This is a genomic window from Aeromonas sp. R2-1, from assembly GCF_040908425.1.
GTDB classification, from domain to species: Bacteria; Pseudomonadota; Gammaproteobacteria; order Enterobacterales; family Aeromonadaceae; genus Aeromonas; species Aeromonas caviae.
In genome coordinates this window covers 40,744-52,452 of sequence record NZ_JBFODR010000021.1, presented here as the reverse complement: position 1 = coordinate 52,452, position 11,709 = coordinate 40,744, and the positions used below count along the sequence as shown (strand labels likewise).

Genomic DNA, 11,709 nt, shown 5'->3' with positions numbered 1-11,709 from the left:
TACATTAAGCCACAAATCCGATGAGCACATCGGGCTGGTGCGACGAGGTCGGTCCGTTATAATGCGCGCCAGGACAATAGATTGCGCGCGCCCAGCCCGCTGCGCGCCTTGCCACAGGATCATCAAAACATGAATAGTGATGCCAATGTCGATCTGACAGAAATCGCCAAATTTGAAGCCATCGCCTCCCGCTGGTGGGACATGGAGGGCGAATTCAAGCCGCTGCATCAAATCAACCCGGTGCGCCTTGACTGGATCACCGATAAGAGCGGCGGCCTGTTTGGCAAGCGCGTGCTCGACATCGGCTGCGGTGGCGGCATCCTCTCCGAGAGCATGGCCCGCCGGGGGGCCCGGGTCACCGGCATCGACATGGGCAAGGAACCCCTCGGCGTCGCCCGCCTGCACGCGCTGGAACAAGGTGTGGAGCTCGAGTACCGCCAGATCACCGCCGAAGCCCACGCCGATGAAGCGCCTGGCCAGTATGACGTGGTTACCTGCATGGAGATGCTGGAGCACGTGCCGGACCCGGCCTCGGTGCTGCGCGCCATCGCCACCCTGGTACGGCCGGGGGGCAAGGTGTTCGTCTCCACCATCAACCGCAACCCCAAAGCCTATCTGATGATGATCCTCGGGGCCGAGTACCTGTTGAAGATGGTCCCCAAGGGCACTCACGATCACAAGAAGTTCATCACTCCCGCCGAACTCTGTCGCATGGGGGAAGCGGCGGGCCTGCTGGTGCGGGACATGAGTGGCGTTCACTACGCCCCGCTCTCCAACAGCTTCAAGCTCGGCAAGAATGTCGACGTCAACTACATGGTGGCGTTCGAGCGCCCGGAGCAAGGCTGATGAGCACACCTCACCCGATGCCCCTTGGCTGCGTGCTGTTTGATCTGGACGGCACCCTGCTCGACACCGCCCCAGACCTTGGCGCCGCCGTCAACCATGTGCTGATAAGCGAAGGCTTTGCGCCACTCTCTGACGACATCATTCGTCAGACCACCTCCCACGGGGCCCTGGGGCTGCTCAGGGCCGGTCTTGGGGACGAGCTGCTTGAGGAGCTGGGGGCCACCCGCCTTCGCACCGCCCTGCTCGACTACTACGCCGCCAACCTCTGCGTCGGCACCCGCCCCTATGAAGGCATGGTGGATCTCATCGAGTGGCTCGACGATAAAAAGCTGCCCTGGGGCATTGTCACCAACAAGCCGGGTTTTCTCACCGAACCGCTCCTGGCAGCCCTGCCCGAACTCGCCAGTTGCGGCGTGACGGTGAGCGCCGACACCCTGCCGGTGCGCAAGCCCGACCCCGCCCCCATGTTCTTTGCCTGCGAGCGCCTCGGCATCGCGGCCAGCCAGTGTCTCTATGTGGGGGATCACGAGCGCGACATCGAGGCTGGCCGCAATGCCGGCATGCGCACCGCGGTGGCTGGCTGGGGTTATCTCAATGATGACGAGGATCCCGCCCTCTGGGGCGCCGATCTTCACTTTGATACCGTGCAGGCCCTGCACCACTGGCTGCGTTACGAGCTGAGCTGACACGTTCATTGCCCATGACCGACAAGGCATCCGGATAGAGGTGGATCTGCGGGGCAACTTTGATGTTGTCCCGATGGCCGTGTGGGCATCTGCCCCGACGCGCAGATCCCCCCGCAGCGCACCAGAGGGATCCCGGACGATCCCTCTTTTTACGGGCTTGGCAACCCCCCGAACGGCGTAACAGGACACCTTTTGACCCTGACTGCACAAGGGATGAGCAGGCCGGATTTGCTAGTAAAAACACCCTGCTTTCGCAAGCAAAAAAAGTTATTTTAATTTTCCATCTTCGATCGCCGGACTTGCATTTGACGGATCGGACGGATGAAAACCCATTCGCTGTGAGCGTCCACTAACTCCCGTCCCGACACCCACAATTTATCCACAGCTAATGCGTTATCCACAGATTGCATTACCGCATCGACCTCACTATCTTGTATTTCGCATTAAAAATAACACTACATCTTGTGATTCATCGCACAATCCCTGCCCAGTTTCCCTCGACAGACGGAGCCGGGTTGCGCCATTGTGCGATGGCTTTTCGGGAATCAACCGATACCGGCAGGTATCAATGAAAGGGGTCATCAGCCAATGAACTTGTTTGTGACGAAGCGTAACGGACACAAAGAACCCATCGATCTGGATAAAATTCACCGTGTGCTCGACTGGGCTGCCGAGAAGCTCGACAACGTGTCGGTCTCCCAGGTGGAGCTCAAGTCCCACATCCAGTTCTATGACGGTATCCGTACCGCCGACATCCACGAGACCATCATCAAGGCTGCTGCTGACCTCATCTCCGAGCAAAGCCCGGACTACCAGTACATGGCTGCCCGTCTGGCCATCTTCCACCTGCGCAAGAAGGCCTACGGCCAGTTCGAGCCGCCCCACCTGTATCAGCACGTCGCCAGACTGGTGGACATGGGCAAGTACGACAAGCACCTGCTGGAAGACTACACCCAGGCGGAATTTGAGGAGCTGAACGGCTACCTCGATCACTGGCGCGACATGGACTTCTCCTACGCGGCGGTCAAGCAGCTCGAAGGCAAGTACCTGGTACAGAACCGCGTCACCGGCGAGATCTACGAGAGCCCGCAGTTCCTCTACATCCTGGTAGCAGCCTGCCTCTTCTCCAAGTATCCGAAAGATACCCGTCTGGACTACATCAAGCGCTTCTATGATGCGGTCTCGACCTTCAAGATCTCCCTGCCGACCCCGATCATGAGCGGCGTGCGCACCCCGACCCGCCAGTTCAGCTCCTGCGTGCTGATCGAGTGTGACGACAGCCTGGATTCCATCAATGCCACCGCCAGCGCCATCGTGCGTTACGTTTCCCAGCGCGCCGGCATCGGCATCAACGCCGGTCGCATCCGTGGTCTGGGCAGCCCCATCCGTGGCGGCGAAGCCTTCCACACCGGCTGCATCCCCTTCTACAAATACTTCCAGACGGCGGTGAAGTGCTGCTCCCAGGGCGGCGTGCGCGGCGGTGCGGCCACCCTGTTCTACCCGCTGTGGCACACCGAGGTGGAGAGCCTGCTGGTACTGAAGAACAACCGCGGCGTGGAAGAGAACCGTGTCCGTCACATGGACTACGGCGTGCAGATTAACAAGCTGATGTACCAGCGCCTCATCAAGGGCGGCGACATCACTCTGTTCTCCCCGTCCGATGCACCTGGCCTCTATGATGCCTTCTTCGCGGACCAGGACAAGTTTGAAGCGCTCTACGTCAAGTACGAGCAAGATCCGGCCATTCGCAAGAAGACCCTGAAGGCAGTGGATCTCTTCTCCCTGATGATGCAGGAGCGCGCCGGTACCGGTCGCATCTACATCCAGAACGTGGATCACTGCAACACCCACAGCCCGTTCGACCCGTCCGTGGCGCCGGTGCGCCAGTCCAACCTCTGCCTCGAGATTGCGCTGCCCACCAAGCCGCTCAACAACGTGGATGACGAGGACGGCGAGATTGCCCTGTGCACTCTCTCCGCCTTCAACCTGGGCGCCATCGAGAAGCTGGAAGATCTGGAAGAGATGGCCGAGCTGGCCGTGCGCGCTCTGGACGCCCTGCTCGACTATCAGGACTACCCGCTCAAGGCCGCCAAGAAGGGCAGCATGAACCGCCGCACCCTGGGGATCGGCGTCATCAACTACGCCTACTACCTGGCGAAAAACGGTGCCCGCTACTCCGACGGTTCCGGTCTGGCCCTGACCCACCGCACCTTCGAGGCGATCCAGTACTACCTGCTGAAAGCCTCCGTGCAACTGGCCCGCGAGTTCGGCCCCTGCCCGGCCTTTGGCGAGACCACCTATGCCCAGGGTATCCTGCCCATCGATACCTATAAAAAGGATCTGGACACCCTGTGCAATGAACCCCTGCACCTGGACTGGGAAACCTTGCGCGAAGAGATCAAGACCGTGGGTCTGCGCAACTCCACCCTGACCGCCCTGATGCCGAGCGAGACCTCCAGCCAGATCTCCAACGCCACCAACGGCATCGAGCCGCCCCGCGGCCTGGTGTCGGTGAAAGCCTCCAAGGACGGCATCCTCAAGCAGGTGGTGCCGGAGTACCACCGCCTGAAGGATCAGTACGAACTGCTGTGGAAACAGCCGAGCGTCGACGGTTACCTGCAGCTGGTCGGCATCATGCAGAAGTTCGTGGATCAGGCGATCTCCGCCAACACCAACTACGACCCGGCCCGCTTCGAAGGCAACAAGGTGCCGATGAAGCAGTTGCTCAAAGACTTGCTGACCGCCTACAAATACGGTCTCAAGACCCTCTACTATCACAACACCCGTGATGGTGCCGACGACACCCAGACCGATCTGCAAGATGACGGCTGCGCTGGCGGGGCTTGCAAGATCTAACCGCGAAACGCACTGATAAACCGGGCGGGAGCATCAAGCTCCCGCCCTCCTGTTTTCCCTATTTCACGGCATTCTAACCATGGCTTACTCTACTTTTTGCCAGACCCAAAATGATCAGCTCAAGGAGCCGATGTTCTTCGGCCAGTCGGTCAACGTGGCCCGTTATGACCAGCAAAAGCACGACATCTTCGAGCGGCTGATCGAGAAGCAGCTCTCCTTCTTCTGGCGCCCGGAAGAGGTGGATGTCTCCCACGACCGCATCGACTTCCAGGCTCTGCCGCCCCACGAGCAGCACATCTTCATCTCCAACCTGAAGTACCAGACCCTGCTGGATTCCATTCAGGGCCGCAGCCCCAACGTGGCCCTGCTGCCCCTGGTCTCCATCCCGGAGCTGGAGACCTGGATCGAGACCTGGGCCTTCTCCGAGACCATCCACTCTCGCTCCTACACCCACATCATCCGCAACATCGTCAACAACCCGGGCCAGGTGTTCGACGACATCGTCACCAACGAGCAGATCTTGAAGCGCGCCGGCTCCATCAGCCACTTCTATGACGATCTCATCGAGGCCACCTCCGTCTATCACCTACACGGTGAGGGGGCCCACCGGATCGGGGATCGCGAAGTCACCATCAGCCTGCGGGAGCTCAAGAAGAAGCTCTACCTGTGCCTGATGAGCGTCAACGCCCTCGAAGCAATCCGCTTCTACGTGAGCTTCGCCTGCTCCTTCGCCTTCGCCGAGCGCGAGCTGATGGAGGGCAATGCCAAGATCATCAAGATGATCGCCCGTGACGAGGCCCTGCACCTGACCGGCACCCAGCACATGCTGAACCTGATGCGCAGCGGCAACGACGACCCCGACATGGCGGAGATCGCCGTCGAGTGCGAGCAGGCCTGCTTCGAGCTGTTCAAGGAAGCGGCCCTGCAGGAGAAGGAGTGGGCCGAGTACCTGTTCCAGGATGGCTCCATGATCGGCCTGAACAAGGACATCCTCTGCCAGTACGTGGAATACATCACCAACCTGCGCATGGCGGCCGTCGGCCTGCAACCGGCCTTTGCCGGCACCAAGCAGAACCCCATCCCCTGGATCAACACCTGGCTCTCCTCCGACAACGTGCAGGTGGCGCCCCAGGAAGTGGAAGTGAGCTCCTATCTGGTGGGTCAGATAGACAGTGAAGTGCACGCCGACGATCTGGGTGACTTCGAGCTGTGATGCAAGGCGACCTCTGCTGGCAGGCCATGATGCGGGAGAGCGACGTCCGTGAGTGACGCCACCGCCACCCTGAACGCGCCCCTGCATACCGCCACCACGGCGCCGGAGGGGCAAGCCCCCCAGGTACAGACCCTGGACGGTGTGCTGCACCCCCATCCCGGCGAAAGCGTGCTGGAGACCCTGGAGCGCCACGGCCATCACGTGGAGTTCCAGTGCCGCAGCGGCTATTGCGGCGCCTGCCGCACCACGCTGCTGGCGGGCAAGGTGCACTACGCCGCCGTCCCGCTCGCCTTTGTCTCCCAGGGGGAGTGCCTCCCCTGCTGCTGCCAGCCGGTGGGCACCATCAAGCTCGATATCCGAAAGGGCTGACGGCCCTTATCGCCAGATCTGCCCCGCAAACAAAAAGCCGCCGGATTGCTCCGGCGGCTTTTTTCATGGGAATCTCCCATCTCTTGAGGGAAATGAGGGGCCATGGCCCCTCTTACATTACAACCCGGGGGCGTTACAACCAGGGGGCGGCGGTCGGCCCGTGGTGCAGACCCAGCTTCCAGACCCGGCCAAAGTGCTTGTAATGACCGGCCGCGACACCGGCTTTCTCCCCCATGCCGTGGTAGAGATCGAGGTGCCCCTTCTTCACCGCGCCCCCCACATCCAGCGCGATCAGCAGGCGCAGCTGGTGCTTGCCGGTCCAGTTGCCTGCTTTGTCCAGCAGCGGCACTTCCGCGAGGATGGGGGTGCCCATGGGCAGCAGAGTCTTGTCGGCAGCCACCGCCGCCATGGGCAAGAGCGGAATGCCGGCAGCCCCCACCACGTCATTGGTGGGACGGCGCTCGAAGAAGACATAGGAGGGGTTCTGCTCCACCAGCTCCTTCACGCTCTCCTCCGGCTGACGATTGGCCCACTCCTTGATGGCCTTCATGGACATCTGCTCCTTGGGCACTTCGCCACGGTCGATGAGCACCCGGCCAATGCTGACATAGCCGTGGCCGTTCTTGCCGCTGTAACCGAGGTACTGCAACCGGTCGTCATCGCCGTAGTGAACGAAGCCGGAACCCTGCACGTCCATCAGGAAGTTGTCGATGAGGGACTTGCTGTAGCCCAGCTCCAGCCCCCGGTTGGCCAGCGCCCCCCGGTGGATCTCGGCCCGGCTCGGGCAGCGGCCGCCGCAGTTGGGCATGGCATAGATGGGATACTTGTACTGGGCGTCCGGGCGATGGCGCACCTCCAGCACCGGCGAGTAGTAGCCGGTGAAGAGCACATTGCCCATGCGGTCGGCACCGCCAAGCTGCGCCAGGCTGATGCCGTACTGGGTGATATGAGCGGGATTGCCCCCATTGGCGACCCAGCGTGAGAGTTGACGGTAGAGCTCCCCATAGCGGCTCGCCATGCGGCCGGAGCGTTCCATCACCATCCGGCTCTGGGGACCGAACTTGCTGTAATCGGCGCGGGCGCGGCTGTTGACACGCTCCACCCGCACCAGATCCCCCGGCAGGGCACCATCCAGATACTGCTTGCCCAGATTCACAGGGATCTCGCAGTTCAGAAAACATCCGGATTCCGCCTTCTTCTGGGGCACCTTGACCGGTTCAGGGTTGCCCGCACAACCGGCCAGCCCCACCACGGCGGCGGCCAACCAGTACGCATGTCTATTCATATGTCCTCATATAACACCGAGTGTCTTGCACGGCGGGGAAGATGCCAAAATTGCCCGGGGAAAGCAAACGCCTTCACGCCCCTGACGACGGATTTCTCCTGCCGTGATCTTCTGGGTTATAACAAGGTGACAAGGTGTGAGAGGTCATGGATGGAACAGCTCGAAATCTTCCCGCTCCAGAGCCCCTGTGTCGGGGTCTGCGAACTGAACAACAAGGGGTATTGCAAGGGATGCCTGCGAAGTCGCGAGGAGCGTTTCAACTGGCTTGCCATGACCCCTGCCCAGCAGCAGGAGGTGATGCGCCTGTGCCGCAGCCGCAAGGCCAGGGTCGAGGCCGCTCGCCGCAAGGCGCAGGCCGCAGAGGCGGCCGATCCGCCTCCCCCGCCGGGCTGGGATTTTTAAATCCCACGTTGCCCCTCCCCCCAACAAGAAAGGCGGCCCCAGGGCCGCCTTGTCATGAAGGGTGTGTCACGCCGTGACGCTCTCAGGCGGTCGCCAGCTTGGCCTGCTCCTCGCCACGCTTGAGCATGGCGTAGGCCACCCCGGTCACCAGAGAACCGGCGGCGATCGCCAGGATGTACATCATCACATGGCTGATGGCATTCGGGATGAAGAGCACGAACAGACCACCGTGGGGTGCCACCAGCTCGCAGCCGAACAGCATGGAGAGCGCACCGGTCAGGGCACCGCCCGCCATGCAGGCCGGGATGACACGCATGGGATCCTTGGCGGCAAACGGGATGGCCCCCTCGGAGATGAAGCACAGACCCAGCACGAAGGAGGCCTTGCCCGCTTCCTGCTCCGCCTTGATGAACTTTCTGCTGGCCAGGAAGGTCGCGATCCCCATTCCCAGTGCAGGCACCATGCCTGCGGCCATGACCGCTGCCATGGGGGCATAGGTCTTGGAGGCGAGCAGGCCGACACCGAAAGCATAAGCCGCCTTGTTGACCGGGCCACCCATGTCGAAGCACATCATGGCGCCGATGATGACACCCAGCAGCACGGCGTTGGCAGAGCCCATGTTGTTGAGGAACTCGGTCATGGCGTTCATGATGCCCGCCACCGGGCCACCCACCACGTAGATCATCACCAGACCGGTGAACAGGCTGGCAAAGAGCGGAATGATGAGGATGGGCTTGAGGGCTTCCAGGGTGACCGGCAGGCGCACCTTGTCGCTCAGGAACTTGGCGCTGTAACCGGCGAGGAAGCCGCCGACGATGCCGCCAAGGAAACCGGCGCCGAGCGAGCTTGCCAGCATACCGGCGATCATGCCGGGCGCCAGACCCGGACGGTCGGCGATGGAGTAGGCGATGTAGCCTGCCAGCACCGGGATCATCAGGGCGAAGGCGGAGCCGCCACCGATCTTCATCAGGGCCGCGGCCAGCGTCCCCTCTTCCTTGAACGCTTCAATGCCGAAGATGAAGGAGAGCGCGATGATAAGGCCCCCCGCCACCACCATGGGCAGCATGAAGGAGACGCCGGTCAGCAGGTGCTTGTAGGGGCCCGCCTTTTCTTCTTTCTTGACCGCGGCCGCGCCGCTGTGGCGATAGATCTTCGCCTCGGTCCAGGCCTTGTCGAGCTCGGCCCGGGTTTTCTTCAGGGCAGCCCCCGTGCTGGTGCGATAGACCGGCTTGCCGTCAAAGCGCGCCATGTCCACCTCGATGTCAGTGGCGAGGAACACCAGATCGGCGGCGGCAATCTCGTCCGCCGTCAAGGCATTCTGGGCACCGACCGAGCCCTGGGTTTCGACGCGGATCTGGTGACCCAGCTGCTTGGCCATGGTCTCCAGGGCCTCGGCCGACATGAAGGTGTGGGCCACCCCGGTCGGGCAGGCCGTCACCGCCACGATGCGCTTGGCACCGCAGGCCGGTTTGGCAACCACAGGTGCCGCCTCATGGCGATAGACGCTGGCACCGCTTCGCGCGGCGTCTAGCAGGGCTGCGGGATCCTGGAGCGCCAGATCCATGTCGCCCCGATAGAGCGACTTGCCGTCATAGGCGGCCAGATCCACCGGTGCGCTGGCAACGACCAGCACCAGGTCGGCGGCGGCAATCTGCTCTTTCGAGGGAACCTGACGGGGCTGCACACTGGAGTCGACGTCGAGGGTGAGCTCCCAGCCAGCCAGTTTGGCCTGCTGTTCTATCCGTTTTGCAGCGAGAAAGCTGGTGGCAATGCCCGCCGGGCAAGCCGTAACCAGAATTGCTTTCATTGGGCATCTCCTGAGTTAGCCATCAAATGGGGTTGGGGTTGAGTCGGTGCCAGATCATCCAGACGCTGTACGAGCACCTGCTCGAGTAAGGGGTTGAGCACATTGATATCGTTGAAGCCGACCGCGACCTGGCTCACCGCCAGTGCCGAGACGGCGGTGGCCAGACGCAGGGTCTGCTCCGGCGTCCAGTCCAGGCTCATGCCATGGACCAGGCCCGCCACCAGGGAGTCGCCGGCACCCACGGTGCTGACCACCTCCATGCGCGGCGGAATCGCCTGCCAGGTGGCATCCGGTGCAAACCAGATGAGGCCGTCGGCACCATTGGAGATCACCACGTTGGGGATCCCGCTGGCCTGCAGCGCGCGGGCGCACTCGGCCTGCTCGCTCAGGGTCTTCACGGGGCGACCCGCCCACTGGCTCAGCTCTTCCAGGTTGGGTTTGACCAGGGTCGGCGCCGCCTTGATCCCTTCGCTCAACGCCGCGCCGCTGCAATCGAAGATCACCTGCTTGCCCTTGGCCTTGAGCAGGCGAATGAGGCGCGCGCAGTAATCGGGGGCCACCCCTTTGGGCAGGCTGCCCGCCAGCACGAACCAGTCGGAGTGGGGAGCCAGTCGCTCCAGCGCCGCCTCCAGGGCGCTGACATCGCCCTCCTGCACGGCGAGTCCCGGCAGATTGAGATCGGTCACCCGGCCGGATTGTTCGGAGATCTTGACGTTGATCCGGGTGTCGCCCGCCACGCGCACGAAGTGATCGGCAAGAGCACGTTCCTCGAACAGGGAGACGAAGCTCTGCTGGTTGCCCTCACCGAGCCAGCCGGTCAGGCCTACGTCACGGCCGAGATCTTTCAAGACCATGGCGACGTTGATCCCCTTGCCCGCGGCGCGCAAGTTGGCCTCGCTCACCAGATTGACCTCGCCAGGGTGCATGGCCTCCAGACGGGTGGTGAGATCGAGCGCGGGATTGAGGGTGATGGTGACGATGTCCATCAGTGCGCCCCCTCGCCAAGACCCGCGGCAATGGCTTCGCCAATGCCCTTGAGGGCTGCTTCGGCATCCGCTCCTTCGGCGCGAAACGCCAGACGATGACCGCACTTGACCCCAAGCCCGATCACCTTCATCAGGCTCTTGGCAGAGACGGCTTCACCGCTGCCATCGAGGTTAGCGACGCGGATGTCGGATTCATACTCCTTGGCCACCTTGACCAGCATGGCGCCCGGACGGGCGTGCAGACCGTGGGGGTTGATGATGGTGAAGGTCTCGGACAGCCCGCTCGCCGGACCCGCCTGCAACATGGCAAGACCATCGCTGCCAGAAAGGGTGGCCAGCTGGCCGGCTGCGGCCAGCTTGGCCAGATTCTCGAGTTGCGGTAAATGGCCGCTATCTGCGGCACACAGCAGCAGCAGGGCGCTGACCGGCAATTCACCGACATTCAGCTGGGTGCTCGGGGTGGCCAGCACCCAACCGGTCTGGGCCGCTTGCGCACGGGCCAGCCAGATGCCCTCCCCTAGGTGAACAGGTTGGCTGGCCAGGAGGGCGCTCACCATGGCGGCGTCTCCCCAGCCTGCGGATTTGGCGCGGGCCGCAGCCCCCAGCAGCAACTGGTCCTGGTCGTCGGCCGGGAAGTCCGCCAGGGTCAGGTATTGCACCTCTTTGGCGGCAGTCGCGCCAGTCAGGATATTGATGATGGTCTCTTCGTCGGTCGCCCCCTTGAGCTGGGCTGCGGCCTGCTCGTCACCCAGCACGTGGGTGAGCTGGCGCAAAATGCCCAGGTGCTCGTCGGACTTGGCGGCGATGCCGATGGCGACGTAGGCAATCTGCCCCTCGTCCCACTCGATGCCGTGGGGGAACTGGGCCACCATGACACCGGTGCTCTTCACCAGATGACGGGTGTCCGTGGTGCCGTGGGGAATGGCGATACCGCTGCCAAGATAGGTGGCGTGCTGCGCTTCCCGCGCCAGCATGCCGTCCACGTAACCTGCTTCAACCAGACCGGCGTCGGTCAGTTTGCTTGCCAGCAGGGCGATGGCGTCCGCCTTGGTCGTCACCGATTGTCCCAGCAGTATTTGCTGTCGCGCCAACTTCAACATAGAGATTCTCCATCAGGTCCGGCTTCACCTCGCGGCGTACCGGCTCAACTCAACTCAACTCGATTTTCGGGTAACTTGCCTGCTGACAATAGACGGTGATCTCTCGCTTTGGTGAGCCGGAACCCATTTCCAAGCGCAGATAATCATCCGTTACTGACA

General features: G+C 62.5%; 10 protein-coding genes. 6 read left to right on the top strand and 4 right to left on the bottom strand.

What is annotated here, in order from left to right; genetic code table 11:
- Nucleotides 1-129: 129 nt before the first annotated feature.
- The 5 genes from ubiG to yfaE all read left to right on the top strand — a co-directional run bounded on the left by ubiG (nt 130) and on the right by yfaE (nt 5,970).
- Nucleotides 130-846, top strand: coding sequence for a bifunctional 2-polyprenyl-6-hydroxyphenol methylase/3-demethylubiquinol 3-O-methyltransferase UbiG (ubiG, locus tag AB5Y80_RS05540; RefSeq protein ID WP_043155501.1), 717 nt, complete (start codon nt 130-132; stop codon nt 844-846).
- Nucleotides 846-1,532 (top strand): HAD family hydrolase, encoded by a 687-nt coding sequence (locus AB5Y80_RS05535; RefSeq protein ID WP_270807030.1) that lies wholly within the window; start codon nt 846-848, stop codon nt 1,530-1,532. The genes ubiG and AB5Y80_RS05535 overlap by 1 nt, the downstream gene beginning before the upstream one ends.
- A 588-nt stretch (nt 1,533-2,120) precedes the next feature.
- Nucleotides 2,121-4,388: a class 1a ribonucleoside-diphosphate reductase subunit alpha gene (gene nrdA / locus AB5Y80_RS05530; protein ID WP_182975747.1), complete on the top strand. Its 2,268-nt coding sequence runs from the start codon at nt 2,121-2,123 to the stop codon at nt 4,386-4,388.
- A gap of 79 nt (nt 4,389-4,467) precedes the next feature.
- Nucleotides 4,468-5,601 carry a class Ia ribonucleoside-diphosphate reductase subunit beta gene (gene nrdB, locus AB5Y80_RS05525; protein WP_104454217.1) on the top strand — a complete coding sequence of 378 codons (1,134 nt, stop codon included), beginning with the start codon at nt 4,468-4,470 and terminating at the stop codon, nt 5,599-5,601.
- A 69-nt stretch (nt 5,602-5,670) separates the two neighbouring features.
- The gene (gene yfaE / locus AB5Y80_RS05520; protein WP_270807035.1) at nt 5,671-5,970 is read left to right on the top strand and encodes a class I ribonucleotide reductase maintenance protein YfaE; all 300 of its coding nucleotides are present in this window, start codon (nt 5,671-5,673) and stop codon (nt 5,968-5,970) included.
- Nucleotides 5,971-6,103: 133 nt separating this feature from the next.
- On the opposite strand, the gene mltA is transcribed toward yfaE, so the two are convergent.
- Nucleotides 6,104-7,255, bottom strand: a complete 1,152-nt coding sequence (gene mltA / locus AB5Y80_RS05515) for a murein transglycosylase A (RefSeq protein ID WP_042863900.1) — start codon at nt 7,253-7,255, stop codon at nt 6,104-6,106.
- Nucleotides 7,256-7,405: 150 nt separating this feature from the next.
- Here mltA and AB5Y80_RS05510 point away from each other — a divergent pair, with 150 nt between their 5' ends.
- Nucleotides 7,406-7,657 (top strand): DUF1289 domain-containing protein, encoded by a 252-nt coding sequence (locus AB5Y80_RS05510; protein ID WP_039040754.1) that lies wholly within the window; start codon nt 7,406-7,408, stop codon nt 7,655-7,657.
- Between the two features lie 82 nt (nt 7,658-7,739).
- Here the strand turns inward: AB5Y80_RS05510 and fruA are convergent, their stop codons facing one another.
- The 3 genes from fruA to fruB are packed head-to-tail and all read right to left on the bottom strand — an operon-like array spanning nt 7,740 to nt 11,550.
- Nucleotides 7,740-9,464: a PTS fructose transporter subunit IIBC gene (gene fruA / locus AB5Y80_RS05505; protein ID WP_368172613.1), complete on the bottom strand. Its 1,725-nt coding sequence runs from the start codon at nt 9,462-9,464 to the stop codon at nt 7,740-7,742.
- Complete coding sequence (gene pfkB, locus AB5Y80_RS05500; RefSeq protein WP_368172612.1) at nt 9,461-10,450, bottom strand: 1-phosphofructokinase; 990 nt, start codon at nt 10,448-10,450, stop codon at nt 9,461-9,463. Before pfkB ends, fruA begins: the two co-directional genes overlap by 4 nt.
- Nucleotides 10,450-11,550: a fused PTS fructose transporter subunit IIA/HPr protein gene (gene fruB / locus AB5Y80_RS05495; protein WP_319893568.1), complete on the bottom strand. Its 1,101-nt coding sequence runs from the start codon at nt 11,548-11,550 to the stop codon at nt 10,450-10,452. The genes pfkB and fruB overlap by 1 nt, the downstream gene beginning before the upstream one ends.
- Between the last annotated feature and the right edge of the window lie 159 nt (nt 11,551-11,709).

Coding starts and splice junctions, on each gene's coding strand:
- ubiG (WP_043155501.1), top strand. CDS start 130: ATGAATAGTGATGCCAATGTCGATCTGACAGAAATCGCCAAATTTGAA.
- AB5Y80_RS05535 (WP_270807030.1), top strand. CDS start 846: ATGAGCACACCTCACCCGATGCCCCTTGGCTGCGTGCTGTTTGATCTG.
- nrdA (WP_182975747.1), top strand. CDS start 2,121: ATGAACTTGTTTGTGACGAAGCGTAACGGACACAAAGAACCCATCGAT.
- nrdB (WP_104454217.1), top strand. CDS start 4,468: ATGGCTTACTCTACTTTTTGCCAGACCCAAAATGATCAGCTCAAGGAG.
- mltA (WP_042863900.1), bottom strand. CDS start 7,255: ATGAATAGACATGCGTACTGGTTGGCCGCCGCCGTGGTGGGGCTGGCC.
- AB5Y80_RS05510 (WP_039040754.1), top strand. CDS start 7,406: ATGGAACAGCTCGAAATCTTCCCGCTCCAGAGCCCCTGTGTCGGGGTC.
- fruA (WP_368172613.1), bottom strand. CDS start 9,464: ATGAAAGCAATTCTGGTTACGGCTTGCCCGGCGGGCATTGCCACCAGC.
- pfkB (WP_368172612.1), bottom strand. CDS start 10,450: ATGGACATCGTCACCATCACCCTCAATCCCGCGCTCGATCTCACCACC.
- fruB (WP_319893568.1), bottom strand. CDS start 11,550: ATGTTGAAGTTGGCGCGACAGCAAATACTGCTGGGACAATCGGTGACG.